Origin of the sequence: Myxococcus eversor, from assembly GCF_010894455.1 — a bacterium.
GTDB lineage: Bacteria > Myxococcota > Myxococcia > Myxococcales > Myxococcaceae > Myxococcus > Myxococcus eversor.
In genome coordinates, this window is the sequence record NZ_JAAIXY010000001.1 from 30080 (window position 1) to 48433 (window position 18354).

The following is an 18354-nucleotide window of genomic DNA, read 5'->3' on the forward strand; positions in this document are numbered from 1 at the left end:
GTGTGTCAGGGGTGTCGGCGCCGACGGGCCCGGTACAAGTCCTCGTAGAGGCCGAGGAGGAGGTGGCCGCCCAGCAGGAGGCCCTGCTCGATGTCTCGCGCGGCCGAGGGGGACGCGTCGTACGGCGCGTCGAGCTGGCGGTAGAAGCCGTCCGCGTGCTCCTCGTCGAGCGTGGCGTGCGTGGGGTAGTGCACCACCTGGTCCGCGGCCAGCCAGCCCCGCGCGACGATGCCGCGTCCCAGCTCCAGCGAGATTCCGCTGAACAGGTCCTCGATGATGCCGAACACGGCGAGGCCGGTGTGCGGCGGCTCGAAGGCGGCGATGCCCGTCAGCGCGACGTTGAACTTGCGCACCTCCGGTCCGAAGGCTCCGTCATGGAGCTGCTCGCCGGAGGCACCGAGCCGCTCCAGCAGCAACTGGAACGTGTGCTCGTGGCCGTGGGAGCGCGCGCCGCGCCCGTGCTCATCGAAGACGTTCTCCACCAGCGGCAGGCGAAGCTCGGGGCGGGGAAGGCGGCTGGCGAGCAGGGCCATGGGCCGTGAGAAGTGCGCCACCGCCGCGAAGAACTGCCGCTGCGTCTCCAGGAAGTCGCCCCGCTCGAACGAGCCGTCCTTCAGCGCGCGCAGGTAGGGAGACGTCTCCAGGACGTTCCACTCGGCCTTCAGTCCGGCGATGTGCTGACGCAGGTTCAGATTTCGGAGGAGGGAAGGTGCACCCATGCAGGCGTTCCCTTGAGGCGGGTCAGGTCGAGAGAATAGACGGTGCACACCGTGTCGGGGGAAATGCCCGTGCCCCGCAGCCAGTCGAGCTGCGCGTTCAATCGCTCGTCGAGGGTGAAGCAGGTCAGTGTGTCAGGGCTCCGCGCGGCGAGCTCCTGCCCGCAGTCCCGCAGGTAGCGTCCCCAGCCCCGCGTCCATGCGGTGGGAGGCGCCGCCAGGTGGATGAGCGGCCAGGGGCGTTGATTCGAGCGGAGCTGGAGGTCCTTGCTCCCCGCCGTGGAGCACCAGCCCGCCCCTTCGAGCTTCCGTGCGGGCGAGGGCCCGAGCAGCAGTCCGTCACTCGGGAGCTGCGTGGGAGCCCCCGCGAGGTCCAGCGCCGCGAGCCGGGCCGGGGGAACGAAGTAGAGCGCGAGCCGGCTCTCCGGCCGGGCCACGCGCAGCGGATTCCAGCCCCGGACCGTGTGCATGACGTCGCCGCGCGAGCCGCGCATGGCGGCGCCGTACAAGAACCGGGTGCCGCGCAGCGCGGGGATGCGGAACAGGTGCGTGAGCCCCTGGAAGATGAGCCTGCGCGCCAGTCCCGTGCCGCGTGCGTGTGAGGCCACCTTGAGGTCGCAGATGTAGAACCCCTGGGCGGCGGTGTCGCCTCGCAGGACTCGCCGGGTGATTCCCGTCACGGAGCCGAGCAGCTCCTCCCCGCGCAGGGCCAGCAGGAAGTACGCGTCCCCCAGGGAGGAGAAGAAGGGGTGGTACTCGGGGCCGTGGTCGATGAAGAAGTGGTCGGCGCCGTCGGCGATGGGGTACTGGATGCCCTGCTCCAACTGGCGCAGCCGCTCCACGTAAGGCCTGAGCGTGTCCGGCCGACACACCACATAGCGCACGCCGCTCATGGGGAGGTGTTCCGCCGGAAGCCGACCTCGATGCGCTCGTAGAACAGGCTGCGGTCCCGGGCCTGGAGCTCCTTGCCGAGCGCGTCGTCGAACACGAAGGCCGGGCTGAAGAAGCGGCGGAGGTCTCGCTGGTTGTTGAGCTGTCGCAGCAACACGGCGCAGCCGGGGCGAGCCTCGCGTGACAGCAGCGTGGCCCACTCGGAGACGAGCGTGTCGTCCGACCAGTCGAAGATGTTGGACAGCGAGACGACGTCGAAGCGTCCCAGGTCGGGCACGGCGGGGAGCGAGCCCTGCACCAGCGTGACGGGGAGCGGCGCCTCCGCGCGCAGGTACGCGGGACGGTCCTCCGGACGGTAGGCGCCGAGCAGCACGTGCTGCAGGTAGGGATTGTGGTGGGCGTCCTCGCGCCGCAGCCCCCGCTCGAAGGTCGCCTGGAAGTAGCCGGGGTAGGAGCCGGGCGTCGCGTGTTGCGTCGCCGCCGGGCCGAACATGGCGTGGAGGAACGGGTCCGCGAACGCGAGCTGGAACGCCACCGGCCAGTAGGACGAGGCGAACCAGCCATCGCGCAGCGCGGCCCGCTCGGCGGCGGACGTGGTGGGCTCGAAGAAGGCGGACAGCTCGCGCGGCGGGGCCGCGAACTCTTCCAGGAAGTGGCGCAGGGTGCGGAACAGGCCCTCGAACTCGCCGCGCTGGTTCAGCCCCGTGGCGTCGGTGGCCCGCACGTTGAAGTCCTCCATGCGCGCGGTGCCGAGGCTCGCGGCCTTCTCCCGCACGTGGGCGAGCTGTCGCGGGTTGAAGTCGAAGCCGACCAGCTCGAGAGAGGGGTTGTGCCGAGCCAGCGTCAGCAGCGTGCAGCCGCCGGACGCGACGGTGAGCAGCGCACGTGCGCGGGTGCGCACGATGAGTTCCTGCTCCAACTCCGGGTCTTCACGGACGACGGCGAATTTCAGACGGTGGGGCGTGGTGCTCAAGTCGTCGTCGGGGGGCGAGGGTTGCTTCGGCGAGAGGGCGGATTGTAGGGCATGATGTCACCCACAGGAACAACCCATGCCGACGCTCTCCTCGTCTCTCACTCCCCAGCGGTTGCGTGAGCTGGAGCAGGTCGACGCCCGCCATCTGCCTCGACTCGGTGTGTTCCTCGCGCTCTACGGCGTGGCGGCGTGGGGGGCCACGGTGCTCGCGGTGGAGGCCCTGGCTTCTGCCCAGGTCTGGCTTACGCGCGGGCTGCTCTACGTCGTCGCGGCGGCCTCGCTCCACGGCATCAGCCTCTTCACCCACGAGGCGGTGCACGGTGGACTCTCCTCGCGGCCGTGGTTGAACCGGCTGGGAGGAATGGCGTGCGCGTGGCCCGTGCTCCAGGACTTCGCGGCGTACAAGGTGCTGCACCTGCGCCATCATCGAGACCTGGGCGGTGGCCTGGACCCCGACCACTACGCCAACTACACGGGACGACGCTGGCTGGAGCTGGCGATGCACGTGGGTCGGTTGCTGCTCGGATATCCCGCGTACATCACGATGATTCCCATCCTGGGCTGGAAGCACGGGACGGAGTCCGAGAAGCGGTGGATTGCTTTCGAGGTGGCCATGGTCGCCGCGGTGGCGGTGCTCGCGGGCGTCCTCGTGCCGTGGCCGGTGCTGCTGCATGCCTGGGTCATCCCCATGGTCATCATCAACACCCTGGTCAACATCCGGGGGATGAGTCAGCACACGTTCCTCACGCAGAGCAATCACCCCGTGCTCGGCTCGCGGACCATCCTCTCCAATCCGGTGACGCGGTTCTTCATGTGCAATGAGAACTACCACCTGGAGCACCACCTGTACCCGCGAGTGCCCTGGTACAACCTGCCGACGCTGCACCAGTCCCTGCGCTCCGAGCTGCTCGCGCAGGGCGCGCCCTTCATCCCGTCCTATTTCTTCTTCGTCCGGGGCGTCTTCAGTGGCGCGTTGATGCGAGAGGCCCGGCGGGTTCCGTCCGCGGATGTCTGAGCGTCCCTCCCTCCACGAAGCGCTGCTGGCGACCTTCGGGGTGACGCTGTCGTGCGCGCTCCTGTTCGTGGCGGGAGCACGGTCCGTGGGCTTCCTCCAGGTGTCTGGCGCCACGGCCCTGTTCATCCTCGGGGTGGCGGTGCTCGCGCGACTGGACGGACGGGCTCATGTCTTCCGGGTGAGGCTGTTGCTGGCCTATGTCGCGACGTTCTTCTTCTACGCGTCGGTGAAGACGACCATTCCCGCGCTGGGGCTGGAGACGCGGGATGCGTGGCTGTTGAGCCTGGACGCACGGGTGTTCGGCGGCGGCACGCCGTCCGTCTGGTTCCAGCGGTGGAGCGCGCCCTGGGTGCACGACGTGTTCAGCGCGAGCTACCTCGCGTTCCACGTGTACCTGCACCTCGCGATGGCGTGGGCGCTGGTGGGGCCTCGGGAGCGGGCGGAGCGCTTCTTCAGCCACGTCTTCTCGGCCTACGTGCCGGGTATCGCGGGCTACTACCTGGTGCCCGCAGTCGGCCCCTTGGCGGCGTATCCCGAGCTGTTCACGGTGCCCGTCGAAGGAGGTGGGCTGACGCGGCTGAACGCGGCCGTCGTCGCGAGTGGCTCGTCCACCTACGACCTCTTCCCGAGCCTGCACGTGTTCATCACCCTGGTGTTGCTGGGGCATGACGTGCGCGCGCATCCCTGGCGCTTCCGGGCGCTGCTCCCCGTGGCCGCGGCGCTCATCCTCTCCACCCTGGTGCTGCGCTACCACTACGCGGTCGACCTGCTCGCCGGTGTCGTGTGGTTCGTCGCCTTCTGTGTGGTGTTTCCCCGCCTCCAGGCACGGTGGGAGTCCTGGCGGCGGGGACTTCCCTCGGACTCCAGTCCCGCGCTCCAGCCTCGTCCCTGAGTCGCCGCTTGCGTCGCGCTGTCACGCGGCTGGCGAGGCGTTGACGAATTGTCGCGCGGACGGCGTCGGATGGCCCCGCAACCCCCCGGAATGTCGAATGGGGTGGCTTGGAACGGCACGTGAAAAGGCAGGAGGGCAACAGGAGGAAGCCCCCATGGCCCGGTGCCGTCAGTCTCGTTCCCGCTCGTCTCCCGCCACCTTCACGTTCCTGGAGCGCAGCGCCCTTGGGGTGCTTCGCCAAGAAGTCCTCGAGCTCATCCTCGACTTCGGAATCCGGACCCGCGCCGCGGGCGTGACGCACGTCACCGTATTGGAGCGCGACCTGCCCATGCAGCTTCAGGGCTCGTCGCTGGCGCGGCAGGCACGGGGCTGGATTGTCCTGGTCAGTGACGAGGAGCGGCTCCTCACCTGTTACCGGCGTGGAGACGCGAGCAGCTTCATCCGACGCAAGCCCAAGCATCGCCTCCATGGCGGGCGGCCGCACCCCAACACGAGGACCCGTCGCGCGCGTGACAGACGGTCCACGGGCGCGAGGGCTGGTTAGGGCACGCTGCCGCACCGTCGCCGGCAGCGCGGTTTTTCGCGCTGCGGGCGGGGAGGGTTTTCGCGAAGGTCAGACTACTGAGCGCAGTAGACGGCGCGCTCGAACTTGCCCGTCACCTCGACGATGGACGCGGCGCGAACCACGTATTCGCTGGCCCCGACGCTCGTGTCGGCATTGCACCAGTCATACGTGTAGCCCAGCCCCGTCCAGGGGTAGTGCGTGGTCTGCCAGAACCCGTAGCTGGAGGCGTAGTAGGCGTTGATCCAGTTCTTGTGCTCGGTGGTCGCCGTGGTGGGGAACTGAAGGGAGCACGAGCCGTCGTCGATCTCCGAGTCCGGGCAGGGCCGGAACATGTCTCCGGGCTTCACCCACAGCTCGACGATGTAGCGCGCGTCGTCGTTCGCCGACGCCGGAGGCAATCCCAGATACTGATTGACGCGGGAGACCAGCTTCTCCGAGGACACCGTCTTGCAGAATGTCTGGAGTTGCGGAGCGGGGGTGACCCAGACCTCACGCGAGAGGGTGTTCTCGCCCAGCGTGTAGCCTTGAAAGGTGGTCCAGATGGCCATGCGCACGGCCGTCTTGGCCTCATTCCAGACGAGGTTCGAGTTGGACGGGCTGATGGCCCACAGCTGCGTGGAGATGTCCGCGCTCGTGGGCTCCGCCGCATGGCGGACGGCCTCCGCATAGGTCTGTGCGTCGCACGAGAGCGGTCCGGGAACAGGGTCTTCCGTATCGTCACCACAGGCGGCGAGGGACAGAAGCGCGGCGGTCGCGGCGAAGCACCGCAGGGGGCGCGAGAAAGCGCTGAACATCAGGTCATCTCCATGAGAAGGGGAAACAACCTAAGTGTAGATGAATCGGAAAGGCGGGACATTCGCCAAAACGATGGCGCGCGACATGGGCTCAGGGCGGGTCTCCATGAGCGAACCCTTGCCTCAGGTGCCGCCTCCGAACAGGCCGAGCTGCTCGACGTTGCCCATGGGCGCGACGGGGCTGTCGTCGGCGGGCAGCTCCCGGCGCACGGGTGCGGCGGGGACAGGTGTCGCGACCACGGGCGGCTCGGGCTCTCGTGGCACCGGAGGAGGAGGTGCCGGTGGGGCCGGCGTCGCGTACACCTCGGGACGCCAGATGCCGTCGCGGGCCAGCCGCACGCGCTCGCGCAGCTCCGGCAACAGCTCCGGGTCCATGGGGGCGAGCCGATGGGACGGTGCCGCGATGAGTGGCTCGAAGACCTGCACCTCCTCCAGCCACCAGGCCACGGTGCCGCGACAGGAGCCGCCGGGAGGCCACCACCAGGCGTCACGGCCAAAGGCCCGCGAGTCGTTGCCCACGGTGGACACCTCCGCGAGCCGCGCCATGGCGACATACGCGCCAGCGGGCAGCACGTCGCGGGTGGGGGATTCCAGGCCGTGCGCCCGACGCAGCCACTCCACGGCCTCCTCGTCGTACTCACGGGTGGCGTAGAGGGCGAGCCAGCAGCCGAGCACGGCCTCCGGTGGGTGGAGCGGGTGGCGTCGCTCGGGGAGCCCGGGACGTGCGGGCTCCACGTCGTGGACGAAGACGCTCCACATGCCGTGGTGCGTGAGCGCCCACGTCCACGGCCGGCTCAGGGAGAGATGGAACACTCCCATCCCCTTGCGCGTGTAGCGATAGGGGCCGGCGAGTGGGATGGAACTCATGGAGTCCCACCCTACACGACAGACCCGACAATCCGCGCGGGCCGGACATGCGCGGCGCGTTCCCCGAGCACGCATGCGGCGTCCCGTGCGTCCTGCTTCGACGCAGCCGGGGTGAGGGTGCGTGCGCCCGTGCCGTGGCACGGATGCTGCTGTCCAGAGCACTGAACTCTCAGTGGAATCACCAGACGAGGCCCTCCCCGCGGGCCTCGCGACGAAGGCCCCTGACACATGCCGCTTCGATTCGAAGACGACCCCGAGCTGGCGGACAATCCGCTGACTCCGCCCGGGCAGTTCGACCCGTACCTCTGGGACACGCTGCGCAACCGCCTCCTGTTCAGGCTGCTGGCCCGGCACGGGACGATTGTCGCGAGCACGCTCGAGTTCACCGCCAGGGACGCCGTCACGCTGACCGTCGAGGGGGCCCCGCCCCAGAAGGTCCAGGTCCATGGCGGGTTCCGCCTCAAGGTCAACGCGCCCACGAAGCGCGAGTTCTTCGAGGCGCCCTACCTGCGCAACCCCTACCAGCGCGTTCAGGACGACGTGCACTTCTCCGGGCTCGGCTGGAACAGCGCACAGCCCCTGCTCATGGTGGGCAGCGCCGAGCAGGCCCGCGCCATGCTGCGCCTGGACCGGGAGCGAATGAGCCGAGGCCCCTTCGTCCAGGACTCGTTCGAGAAGGACTACGAACCGCTCAACTCGCCCGCCTTCCGCTACTTCATCAAGAACCCGCTCGTGCTCGCGGAGATGCTCACGAAGGTTCCTCCGAGCGAGGCGAGCGCCGGCGTGCTGAGCACGGCCACGGAGGAGCTCCTGGCGGACACCTACGTGGATGAAATGGCCATCCAGGACCTCAGCGCCGTGGATTTCACGTTCAACCTGGTGAAGCGCACCCAGCTCGGCCATCTCGTGGATTTCAACAACGCTCCGGATGCATATCCCGCCTGGCGGGACTACGGCACGTCCGAGGCGCGCAGGAACCATCACCTGCATAAGTCCCACGTCCACCTGGACAATCATTACGCCTCGCTCGACACCCGCGTCGGTGAGAGCACGAAGCACAACACCCGACCGCTCACCGAAGCGCGAGGCGAGTACCTGGCCGCGAAGGTGATGGCCATGGTGTTCGCGGGCGAGCGCTTCGAGCTGAAGATGGGGTTCGGGGACAAGAAGAAGGCGCAGGGAATCGATCAAATCTGGGCCCGCCGCCACCCCACCACCCAGGAGGTCGACGCGTACTTCATCGTCGAGGCGAAGGGCTCCAAGAGCGCCAAGCATGGCCAGAATAAAGAGGAGACCCAGATGTCGCCGGGCTGGGTCTTCAAGAAGCTGGTGGAACAGGCGTCCTCACCCAACGAGGACGAGCGGCTCCTCCTGCTCGCGCAGAAGGTCCTCCGGGCCATGTTCGACGAAGGCAGCACGGTGCCTGTCTTCGGAATGACCTTCAAGGCCATCTTCGACAAGCACCACTCGGGCGAAACGGCCTCCCTCTTCAACCTGCAGATCTCCAAGCCGCTCTGCTTCCCCGCGGAGCTGAAGGTCGCGAACGTCAGGTCGCTGGAGGTCGACTCGGAAGGCGAGCTCTTCGGCACGGATGCCTTCACCTCCGTCCCGGCGAAGAGCGTGGGCCTCCTCTCGAGCGTCCCGGACTCGAGCGTGGACCTCTCGAAGGTGTCGCCGGACCTTCGCTTCGGGAATGTGAACACCGAGACCCTCCACAAGCCGAAGAACAGCTTCGCCATCGTGAACGGGTACCACCCGGAGCACCCGCGCAACACCCAGCTCATCTCTCTCCTGGCCGCCCATTCCGCGTCCATCCTGAGCGTGCAGGACTACTTCGGGGTGGACCCCCAGAAGGTGAAGGTGGGCACGGATGGCAAGCTCCGGTTCTTCTCCGGCTTCGCCACCACCGGCTACGGCAAGGGGGGACACGAGCACCTGAAGATCGACACCCTGGTGGACCCTTCGGACCAGAACCCGCTCTATCCAGGGCCGCTCCTCATCGAGTCGGATGACCCGGAGGATGCGCAGCAAATCCTCGACTGGAAGCGCAAGAACCTGAAGGCCCCCCACTCCATCCCCGAGCCTGACTGGGTGGACAAGCTTCGGAAGGTCTCCCCCTCCTCCTCCGTGGCGGCGGTCCTCATCTTCTTCGGCATGCGCCCCCTCGCCCGGGAGGAACTCAAGCGCATCATGACGACCCTCCCTCAGCCCGGCCAGAGGGCCCATGCCCTCAAGCTGGCCTTCGCGAGCCTGGGTTCTGGCGTGTCGCTCATCGAGAAGTCGACCAACGTGGGTGGGAAGTCGAGCCCCCTGTGGAAGTTCATCCTGCGGCTCACCGCCGAGGGCGGTCAGTTCCTCCATCACGAGGCGAAGTCGCTCGGGCGGTTGGACAAGCACTATCAGTCGCTCGAAAAACTCATCGACACGAGCAACGCCTCCACCGCCTTGACCGAGGCGAGCGGGGAGTTCCTCGGCGCGCGCGCCATGTCGGTCATCTTCGGGCAGGACAAGCTTCAACTGAAGATGGGGCATGGGGAGAAGAAGGGGACTCACGGCCTCGACCAGATCTGGGCCAAACGCGACGAGTCGAGCGGGGTGGTGGAGGCGTACTTCCTCGTCGAGTGCAAGGGCAGCAAGCACGCGGAGCTGGGACAGAACGTCCGGGAGACCCAGATGTCCCCCGCCTGGGTCTTCAAGAAGCTGCTGGAGCTGGCTCAGGACGACAGCACGCGCTTGAAGTCGCTGGCGAGGAAGGTGCTGAACGCCATGTTCGACGCCCAGAGCACCGTGAAGGTCCATGGCGTCATCATCCAGAGCCTCTTCGACCCGGGCCACTTCGATGAGAAGAAGCCCCGAGGACGATTCAACATCCGCATCACCTCGCAGCTGTATTTCCCGGACCTGCTGGAGTTCGCGAACGGAGCGCGGAAGGCCAAGCAAGGTGGCCAGACATGGAAGCAGCACTCGACCATTCTTCATGACCGGATGCCGCTGGCCCTCTACCTCCCGGAGTTCGGAGGCGTCCAGGCCATCCAGAAGGGCACGTCACCCATGCAAGGGACGCGGCCCAAGTCGCAGCAGACGAACGGCGTCTATCACGAGACGGTGGAGGGGTACCTCCTGTCCCGGGAGCACCAGGGCCGGCTCAAGCAGTTGAACCTCAAGCTCAAGCGGGTCACCGCGGATGGGGAATGCGCCTACAACACCGCGCGGGTCTGGCTGCAGGCCCACTCCGCCTTGTGGAAGCGCCTGGGGCTGACAGGGGTGCCTTCCGTGGCCGAGCTGAAGGACGAGGTCGTGAAGGAGATCACCCAGTCACCGGTGTTCGCGACGCAGTTCCTGGAGCCGGGGCAGTCCCTGGACGACCTCAAGAAGAAGGTGGCCGCGCGACACCTGTTCTTCGGCTCACACGGAGACATCGTCCTGCCAGCCCTCGCGAAGCGGCTGCGGCTGAGGATCCGCATCATCTACCCCAACGGCGCCGTCGAGGACCTCAACCAGTCGTTCCATCTCGGGTTGTCTGAAGACGCCCAGAACGGAGATCCCATCGTGTACGCGGTGCTGACCTCCTACATGGGCATTCCGGAGAACGTGGCGCACTACTACGGGGCGATCCGGCTCGCACCCCCACAACAACAACCCGTCGGCACGACGGCGCCGCAGCTCAAGCGCAAGGCCAACTCGGTGGACCCCACCGCCACGGGCAAGGGCGACCCGAAGAAGTCCCGGAAGGGACCCGTTCAGATGGACGAAGAGGAAGAGGAAGCCTCGCCGCCTCCCTCGTCCTCCAGCGGAACTCACAAGAAGCCGCCGCCCAAAGGAGGCTCGGGGGGCGGTTTCTCGAAGAAGACGGGGTTCTGAGCCTCGCGTGAAGGCCTCCGCTGGCCACTTCTCCAGCGGAGGTCCCTGCGTCAACTCACGGCGTGACGGCGGCGCGACGAGGCGAGTCCAGCTCGCGCTGCATGGTGTCGTCGCCCACGAGCAGGCCGTCGGCGAACATGGTCCGCTCGTTGGGGCTCAGCGACTCCAGCTCCGCGGGCGTGCCCAGCTTGAGGTTGTAGACCTTGCCGTCGTACGGCACGCGCTCGGTGGCGGTGATGGTCGCCGTGCCCGTCTGCGTGCGCACCGTGTCCTTCACCTGGACCTTCTCCGCGGCAATCACCAGGCCCGAGGACAGCAGCACCGGGTGCTTCTCCGTCAGCCGCACGTCATGGCCCTGGTCATCGCGCAGCCGGACCAGCGGCTTGGGCTCACGGCCGAAGATGAAGTCCTGCACCGTCAGCACCCGGCCGGCCGCATTCGCGCGGACCTTGTCGCCCACGCGCAGCGTCTCGATGGGCTTCTGCGCCCCGTCCGCCATGGTGATTCGCGTGCCTTCCGCCATGCAGCTGTTGAGCACGTTGAGGTTGAAGGGGTTGGTGGGCAGCGCCGTGCTGGTGAAGGTCACGGTCCTCGGAATCGCCGCGCCGGTGCCGCAAATCGCCTGCGCGTAGAGCGTCATGGACAGCACCACGGCCTCGTTGACGATCTTCTCCATCGTGCAGCCCGTGCCGCCGGACGCGGTGGTGTTCTGCGAGACGTTGACCAGCCGCTGAATCGTCGTGGTGCGCGCGCCCACGGGGAAGGCGTCGGAGACGTCCGCCAGGGTGGTGCACGTGCCGCCCGTGTCCGTCTTGATGAGGCGCAGCCGCGTCGTCATCGGGGCCTTCTGCATCGCCTGGATGACGCAATCCGCGGTCGCCGTCGCCCCGGCGTCGAACGTGCCCTGCGTGGGGATGTAGATGTTGGTGTTGTCGAAGGTGGTGCCCGCCTGGAAGGGGAAGTAGGCGGCCGGGTCGCCCGTCCAGGGCGAGCCCGTCTTGCGAAGGGCCAGGCCCGTGGACTGCGTCGGGAAGGGCGCCAGGGTGCCGCTGGCGTTGGCCACCATCGCGTAGTCGCAATCCGCCCCGCCGCGAAGCTGGCAGGTGGTCAGGTTGATGTTGGACCGGGGCTCATTGCTCGCGAAGCGGGGGTGGTCCAGGGTGAAGCTCGCGGGCGCGGCCACCAACGAGGTCTCCAGGCTGGAGAAGGAGACGTGCTCCTCACCCGTCTTGTCGTTGTGCGCCACCATCATCGACTCGACGACGACCTTGCGGTTGGGCTCCATCGACGGAGTCACCTTCACGGTGGTGTCGTCGAACGTCTTGCCGTCGTTGTGCTCCTCGTTCGCGCTCTTCGCCAGCACCCTCAGCTTCTTGCCGGCCAGGTCGCTCTCATACACGGTGACATCCGTGAAGACGTGGGTCGACCCGCCCGCGCACGTGGCGTAGGGGCTGATGATCAACGCGGGCGGCGCTTCCTGGGGCGGCTGCTGCTGCACGCCCTTGTTGGCCTGCGCGCCCCTGCCACCGTCGACCGTGCGCGAGTCGTTCACGTGGATGAAGTGGTCGCAGTTCCAGTCGGTGGGCTTGGGCTGCGGGTCTCCGCTCACCGCCTCCGCATGGGCGACTTCCAACGTCTGCAGCGCGCGCGCGAAGTCCTTGTTGGGCGTCTGCCCATCTCCCTGGGCCCCGGCGACGGCCTCCTGGAGGCGGTGCTTGGCGTATTCGTAGTGGTCCTGGTTCGCCAGGTTGAGGTGGACGAAGTCCTCATGCGGCGTGCGCTGATTGAAGTGCTCGACGACGGCGTCGTGCTGCTCGTCGACGGTCTTGGGCTTGGGCTGCGGTTTGATAACCCAGGGGCACCCAGGGAGCAAAGACAGGCATGTAGCGAGAATGGCGAGACGTCGCGTACGACGACCGTGAGTAAAGTTCATGACTCCCCCTCTGAGCAGGCCCTCAGTGAGCCCGGACAAGCACTGTCATACGCCCCGTGTTGAAAAGTCAACGATTGACATATGGCGTTGAGCGCCGGTCTTGCTCGACCCGGCCTGTGACATCGTGCTGTCTGTGTCCCATGTGAAGGATTGTGTCTCCGAGCGGTGCGGCCCGGGCGTCCGGTGTCTCGCGGCCCGGCGACACGTGTCATGCGCACATTGACTCCGTGCGCCGCATGAGGGACGGGTGCGGACATGGCGCAGCGGAAAGTCCCAGTTCCCCACGAGGTCGCCGGAGAGCGGCTGGACAGGTTCGTCTCCAAGCACGTCCCCGGCTTCTCGCTGGAGCGCGCCCGGGCACTCATCGAGGCGGGCGGGGTGCGCATCCGGGGAAAGAAGTGTCAGCCCACGCGGAAGTTGTGGGGCGGCGAGGAGCTCGAAATCGAGCGGCCGGAGCCGCGCGCCTCGCCGCGTCCCGCCGCCGTGGAGGGGCCCGCGCTGACGGTGCTTCATGACGACGCGGCGCTGGTCATCGTGGACAAGCCGCCGGGTCTCGTCGTGGAGCCGGAGGGCCGCGCGGCCTCCGTCGTCGACCTGCTCGCGGCGCAGTGCCCTCCGTTCGACGTGGAGGGGCAGGCGCTGCCGGGCGTGGTGCACCGGTTGGACCGGGAGACGAGCGGCTGTCTGGCCTTCGCGCGCACCGACACCGCCGCCGCGGCGCTCCTGCGCGCCTTCCAGGAGAAGCAGGTGGACAAGCGCTACTGGACGCTCGTCCTGGGCCATCCTCCCGAGCAGGGCCGGCTGGAGGGTCCCTACGCGCGCAATCCGAATGACTCGCGTCGCTTCACCACGAAGGTGCCCTCCGCGCGCCGGGCGGCGCTGTCGTTCGAGGTGCGCGAGCGGCTGGACGGGGCGGCGCTGCTGGAGGTGGACCTGGACACGGGGCGCACGCACCAGATTCGCGTGCAGCTCTCCGAGGCGGGCTTCCCGGTGCTGGGGGATTCGCTCTACGGGACGGAGGCGGCGCGCGAGCACCCCGCGGCGAAGGCCCTGGGACGTCAGGCGCTCCATGCCTTCCGCCTGGAGCTGCCGAGTCTCCTGACGGGGCAGCCCGTGCGAGTCCAGGCGGAGCTGCCCGAGGACTTCCAGCGCGCGCTGGCCCTGCTGCGCCGCTGAGCGCTGGCGCGGGGCCGGACTCCACTTCGAGGCGGTGGAGTCCGGCGGGGACGGACTACTTCGGGTCGACGACGAGGACCATCCAGCGGTCCGTGGAGTGGTCGATGCGCACGTTGGCGGCACCGGCCTCCTGGAGCTGCTGCACGATGCTCTCCAGGAAGGACAGGTGCTCCTTGGGCGCGTCCACGAAGACGTTCTTCGAGCCGGTGCCCTTGGCCTTGGGCTTCTTCGCGGGCTGGGCGCCGTTGAGCGCCTCCGTCGTCGCGGTGGCCGCGGCCTTGAGCTGCGTGGCGGCGTCCTCCACCGTGGTCTCCGGCGCGCTCTCGACCTCAACCTCCGGCTCCTCGGCGGCGGGAGCGGCGGCGGCCACTTCCTCCTCGGCCTCCGCGCGGAGCTGGTTGAAGGTCTTCAGGTTGATGGTCGACCCGAACTTCGCCTTGAAGGACTCCAGCGCATCCTTGCTGCTGATGTCCGGTTGCTGGCGGAAGAGGGTGAGCAGGAACGAGTGGCGCTCCTGGGTCTGCTCCTGGGAAGTCCTCGGCATCGTCAAAACTCCTTCAGCCCTGGGAATGAAAGGCGGCGCAACCTAACCGACGCGGTTCCGGGAGGAAAGGTGGGGGGTGGGCAAGAGGGGCGGTGACTCTCCTGGTCCCTCGGCGAGCGAGACGGCCCGTGTGCCTGCCCGCTCCTGGGCGCCAGCGGGACGCATCGTGCCCATCCTGGAGCGTCATGGAGACCGCTGCCGAGACGAACGGGGCGCCGGCGTGGGTGGACATCTCCGTGCCGCTGCGCGACGGGATGGTGCACTGGCCGGACAACCCCGAGGTGCGCATCACCCGGGTGCAGGACCTGGAGCGCGGTGATGACGCCACCGTCTCCAGCCTGTCCCTGGGCGCGCACACGGGGACCCACGTCGACGCGCCCGTGCACTTCGTGAAGGGCGCCACGGGCGTGGACGCGCTGGCCTTCGACAGCCTCCTCGGCGTGGCGCGCGTGCTGGAGATTCGCGACGCGCGCGCCATCCGCGTCGAGGAGCTGAAGGGACACGCGATTCAGCCCGGAGAGCGCATCCTTTTCAAGACGGCCAACTCCTCGCGAGGCTGGGCCTCGAAGGCGTTCCTGCCGGACTTCGTGTACCTGTCCGTGGAGGGCGCGCGCTACCTGGCGGAGCTGCGGGTGCGCACGGTGGGCATCGACTACCTCTCCATCGGAAGCCCGGAGGAGGGCGTGCCCATCCACCAGGCCCTGCTGGGGGTGGACGTCTGCATCATCGAGGGGCTCGACTTGTCCTCGGTGGAGGCGGGCACCTACGACCTCGTCTGCCTGCCGCTGCGAATCGCGGGCGGAGACGGAGCCCCGGCGCGCGCCATCCTCCGGCGGCGTTGAGGCTCGGCGCTTCGCCTCTCAGGACTCCGCCACCTTGCGCCTGTGTCGCACGTAGAAGGCCGCGCCCAGCATCAGGGGAATGAACAGCGCGCCTCCCAGCAGCATCAGGCGTCGGCGCTTGCCCAGGTTGCTCTGCTCCTGCTGGGCGCGGACCTTCTCGAAGTCCGGCTCCAGACAAGACTGTCCGAAGGACCACCAGGGCGCGTCGATGCGCGCGCCCGTCTTCACGTACGTCTGCCACAGCCGCTGCACGCGCTCCGGCTCCGTGCGGGAGACGAACCGCGCCGCGTGGCAGAGCATCATCGCGTGGGCCTGACTGCGCGGGGGCAGGAGCGCCGCGCCGCGCTGGGCGAGGTCCGCCGCCGTGGAGCGGTAGTGGAAGCGCCACGGGTGTGGTGGTGCATGGGACTCCGCGCGCTTTTGTTCCAATGCGCCGAGGAGGGACAGGCGGCTCATGAACTCCCTGAACGGCTCCGTCCGGGGCGAGAAGTCCTCGTGGCTGTCGTAGTCGCTCAGGTCGTAGTTGCCGTCCACCCAGCCCCAGTCCGGAGCCACCTCCGTCCCCATCAACTCCAGGCCGAGTCCGCGCGCGAGCAGCGCCGCCGCGTACAGCGCCTCCGCTTGGGTCACCGCGTCCTGGGCCTGGGCGCCCTGCTGGAGCGCCTCCGTGTATTTGCGCGCGTGCCCCTCCCAGGGTGTGCCCCGGAAGTGTTCCAGCGCTTCGGTGTCGCGTCCGGTGCGCAGCAGGCGCCGCGCGAGCAGCAGGCGCAACCTCTGCGACAGGTCCGCCCCCTCGCCGACATCATCGTCGTACCAGAGCTGCCCTATCTCCGGCCTGCAGCGCTCGTCTCCCGAAGGCGGGTGGGCCGCGACGAAGCCCTGGAGTTCGTCCACGGACAGGACCCGCTCCGCGACGTAGGCGAGGTCCGGCCAGGAGCAGCTCGCCAGCATCCGCTCGGCGGCCTGGGAAAAGTCATTGCGCGCGAGCGCGAGCACTCCGCGCTCACCTTCCACGCGGCAGAGGGGACGGCGCGGCACCATTCCCTCGCCCACCCAGTCCTCCGAGTCAGGAAGCCCCCGCGCGGCCTCGGCGAGGTAGAGCTCCGCTGAGCCGGGGTCTCCCCGACGCAGCGCCAGCTTGCCCTGCACCCACGCCGCCAGCGGTGTCTGCTCCCGCTCCGCGAAGCGCTCGGCCAGGTCGAAGCGGCCCGCGCGCCATGCACCCGCCGCCAGCCGGTCCGCGCCCGCCACGTCCTGCACCGACGCGAGCGCCTCCAGCACGGCGGTGACTCCGCCCGCCGACACGTCCTCGGACCAGTACGCCTCCTGGCCGCGCGTCCACACGAAGGCGGCCATCAGCCGCTGCGCCACCGGGTCCTTCAGCGCGGCCTCGAGTCGGACGGCATCGCGAGAGACGGCCCGGGCCACCAGCAGCAGCGACGTCACCGCGTCGCCACTGCCATGCGCCGCCTGCTCCGCGTACAGGCGGATGGCACCCGCGTCGTCTCCCGCGCGGAGCAGCCCTCTCGCCTGTTCTCCGAAGCTGGCGACGGCGAGCCCCAGCGGGTCGTCGAAGCCCTCGCGCGCGAGCTGCCGCGTGAGCTCGAAGCCCTGCTTCGCATCCTGCTCGAAGCCCGCGCCCGCGTTTCGTCCCAACATGAAGGCGGCGAAGGTGGAGTAGTGGCGACGCTCGGAGGCCGGCAGCGCGAGCACCTCGAGGAACCGGGCGCGGGCGGCCACCGCGTCTCCGCTGGTGAAGGCGCGGGCCCCTGCCTCGTACAGGTTCGTCTCCCGCGCCCCTCCGCCCGTTCGCGCGTCGACGGGCTCGTCCTGGTCCTCCAGCACCCGGAAGGACTCCACGGGCTTGGGGACCAGCCTCGTGGCCTCGAGCGAGAAGGCGCCATCCGGCAGCTCGCCCAGCGTGCCAGCGCGGTCGACGAGGAGTCGGTGGGGGAAGTCCGGACCGCACGCGTCGGCGTCGCGCACCGGCGAAAGCAGCATGAGCACGAGCAGGGAGGCCAGCAGACTACGGAGCCACAAGTGACACCTCGGTTCCCCGCACGAAGCCGATGACACGTCTCTCGCCAGCGCGCAGGCGGGGGGGCGTGCGCGCCACGAGGGAAGTCCCATGCGGGGCGTAGCCACCCACGCCGTCGAGGACCTCCAGATTTCCAGAAAGGGTGAGGCGCGCGGGCGCCTGGGTGTCCACGTGGCCCGTGTTCTCGAGGACGATGTCGAGCGTGCCGCGCCCCGCGTCCACCAGTCGGTGCTCCAGTCGCGGCGTCAGCGGCTCGCCGCGCACCACCGTGGACAGCGTGGACAGGCTCCACGACTCCGCGTCGCCCGCGTGCCCGAGCCGGAACCAGACGAAGCCTTTCACGCCCTTCACCGGCTGCTCCCGCAGGGACGCGAGGAGGCGGGAGACCTCATGGGGCTCGGAGGTGAGGAGCGTGCCGTCCTTCAGCCGCGCGCGGTACGTGGGCAGCGCGACTCGGAAGGGATGGGGCGTGGCCTTCGCCCACGCGTCGATGAAGCCGCGAGCCTCCTCGGGGGTGAAGAGGGTGGGGGCGCGCACCGCGTGCACCTGGACCACGACGTCGTCGGGGATGGACGTCAGCCGCTCCAGCACGGGCGAGGTGGCCCACGTGGGCAGCGCGGTGATGGACAGCTCCAGGTCTCCGAGCCCGCTCCGCTCGCGCGCGAGCCAGTCCGCGTAGGCGGGCAGGGATGCCGTGGCGCAATCATGGTCCACCTCCACGCCCCGGACCGTCACGCCGCGCGACCTCCAGTCACGGGCGAGGGTGGCGACCTCCTGGAGCGACACGCCGTCCAGCGGCGCTGTTCCGTCCACGCGAAGCACGGCCACCACCTCGCGCCCCGTCTTCGCGAGGGCCGGCACGTCCACCGCGATAGTGACGGGCGCCCGAGTGGTGCCGGAGCGCTCCCTCGCCAGGACGCGCAAGGCGCTCAGCTCCGAGGGCAGTCGGGTGAGCGCGTGGCCAAGCTCCGGGCTCCAGTCGCGCTGCCACACGTAGACCTCGTGCCCCAGGGGCGGCGTGGGGGCGCGGGTGCAGCCGAAAAGCAGACATAGCCCCACGCTCGCGAGGCTCACGAGGACTCTTGTCCAGGACGGAGGCGGGGTGCTCATGCGGAGACGCTGGCGGGGCTCGCGCGGGTTGACAGTTGCGTGAGCCCGCGCGGCGACATGGTGCCACAACGGCGCGACATGGGCTGCTCAGCCGCGTGACACGTGGATGCTAGGCTTCCCAACTTTCGAGCTTCGGG

The 18354-nt window shown here is 68.8% G+C and carries 15 protein-coding genes; 6 read left to right on the plus strand and 9 right to left on the minus strand.

The window, feature by feature from the left end; translation table 11 throughout:
- Positions 1-5 precede the first annotated feature (5 nt).
- The 3 genes from G4D83_RS00150 to G4D83_RS00160 are packed head-to-tail and all read right to left on the minus strand — an operon-like array spanning position 6 to position 2580.
- Positions 6-719 carry an iron-containing redox enzyme family protein gene (locus tag G4D83_RS00150; protein WP_163861101.1) on the minus strand — a complete coding sequence of 238 codons (714 nt, stop codon included), beginning with the start codon at positions 717-719 and terminating at the stop codon, positions 6-8.
- Positions 689-1609 (minus strand): GNAT family N-acetyltransferase, encoded by a 921-nt coding sequence (locus G4D83_RS00155; protein WP_163861104.1) that lies wholly within the window; start codon positions 1607-1609, stop codon positions 689-691. Before G4D83_RS00155 ends, G4D83_RS00150 begins: the two co-directional genes overlap by 31 nt.
- Entirely contained in the window at positions 1606-2580 is a 975-nt protein-coding gene (locus tag G4D83_RS00160; RefSeq protein WP_163861106.1) for a DUF3419 family protein, read from the minus strand. The genes G4D83_RS00155 and G4D83_RS00160 overlap by 4 nt, the downstream gene beginning before the upstream one ends.
- Positions 2581-2656: 76 nt before the next feature.
- On the opposite strand from G4D83_RS00160, the gene G4D83_RS00165 reads away from it, so the two are divergent.
- From G4D83_RS00165 to G4D83_RS00175, 3 genes are all read left to right on the plus strand, one after another.
- Positions 2657-3595, plus strand: a complete 939-nt coding sequence (locus G4D83_RS00165; RefSeq protein WP_163861107.1) for a fatty acid desaturase family protein — start codon at positions 2657-2659, stop codon at positions 3593-3595.
- The gene (locus tag G4D83_RS00170) at positions 3588-4487 is read left to right on the plus strand and encodes a phosphatase PAP2 family protein (RefSeq protein ID WP_163861109.1); all 900 of its coding nucleotides are present in this window, start codon (positions 3588-3590) and stop codon (positions 4485-4487) included. The genes G4D83_RS00165 and G4D83_RS00170 overlap by 8 nt, the downstream gene beginning before the upstream one ends.
- Before the next feature lie 154 nt (positions 4488-4641).
- On the plus strand, positions 4642-5031 hold the full coding sequence (locus G4D83_RS00175; protein WP_163861111.1) for a hypothetical protein: 390 nt from the start codon (positions 4642-4644) through the stop codon (positions 5029-5031).
- Positions 5032-5105: 74 nt separating this feature from the next.
- Here the strand turns inward: G4D83_RS00175 and G4D83_RS00180 are convergent, their stop codons facing one another.
- Together G4D83_RS00180 and G4D83_RS00185 are read right to left on the minus strand one after the other, a co-directional pair.
- Positions 5106-5846, minus strand: a complete 741-nt coding sequence (locus G4D83_RS00180) for a hypothetical protein (protein ID WP_163861113.1) — start codon at positions 5844-5846, stop codon at positions 5106-5108.
- A gap of 123 nt (positions 5847-5969) precedes the next feature.
- Positions 5970-6713: a hypothetical protein gene (locus G4D83_RS00185; RefSeq protein ID WP_163861115.1), complete on the minus strand. Its 744-nt coding sequence runs from the start codon at positions 6711-6713 to the stop codon at positions 5970-5972.
- Between the two features lie 228 nt (positions 6714-6941).
- On the opposite strand from G4D83_RS00185, the gene G4D83_RS00190 reads away from it, so the two are divergent.
- The gene (locus tag G4D83_RS00190; protein WP_163861117.1) at positions 6942-10574 is read left to right on the plus strand and encodes a hypothetical protein; all 3633 of its coding nucleotides are present in this window, start codon (positions 6942-6944) and stop codon (positions 10572-10574) included.
- A gap of 55 nt (positions 10575-10629) precedes the next feature.
- On the opposite strand, the gene G4D83_RS00195 is transcribed toward G4D83_RS00190, so the two are convergent.
- Positions 10630-12447, minus strand: a complete 1818-nt coding sequence (locus G4D83_RS00195) for a Hint domain-containing protein (protein WP_163861119.1) — start codon at positions 12445-12447, stop codon at positions 10630-10632.
- A gap of 315 nt (positions 12448-12762) precedes the next feature.
- Between G4D83_RS00195 and G4D83_RS00200 the strand changes: the two genes are divergently transcribed.
- Positions 12763-13683, plus strand: a complete 921-nt coding sequence (locus tag G4D83_RS00200) for an RluA family pseudouridine synthase (RefSeq protein WP_163861121.1) — start codon at positions 12763-12765, stop codon at positions 13681-13683.
- A gap of 55 nt (positions 13684-13738) precedes the next feature.
- Here G4D83_RS00200 and G4D83_RS00205 read toward each other — a convergent pair whose 3' ends face one another.
- Entirely contained in the window at positions 13739-14227 is a 489-nt protein-coding gene (locus G4D83_RS00205) for a hypothetical protein (protein WP_163861123.1), read from the minus strand.
- 185 nt (positions 14228-14412) lie between these two features.
- Between G4D83_RS00205 and G4D83_RS00210 the strand changes: the two genes are divergently transcribed.
- Entirely contained in the window at positions 14413-15069 is a 657-nt protein-coding gene (locus G4D83_RS00210; protein WP_163861125.1) for a cyclase family protein, read from the plus strand.
- 18 nt (positions 15070-15087) lie between these two features.
- Here G4D83_RS00210 and G4D83_RS00215 read toward each other — a convergent pair whose 3' ends face one another.
- Together G4D83_RS00215 and G4D83_RS00220 are read right to left on the minus strand one after the other, a co-directional pair.
- Positions 15088-17109 carry a hypothetical protein gene (locus G4D83_RS00215; protein ID WP_163861127.1) on the minus strand — a complete coding sequence of 674 codons (2022 nt, stop codon included), beginning with the start codon at positions 17107-17109 and terminating at the stop codon, positions 15088-15090.
- Complete coding sequence (locus tag G4D83_RS00220) at positions 17096-18181, minus strand: DUF3142 domain-containing protein (protein WP_240356073.1); 1086 nt, start codon at positions 18179-18181, stop codon at positions 17096-17098. Before G4D83_RS00220 ends, G4D83_RS00215 begins: the two co-directional genes overlap by 14 nt.
- Between the last annotated feature and the right edge of the window lie 173 nt (positions 18182-18354).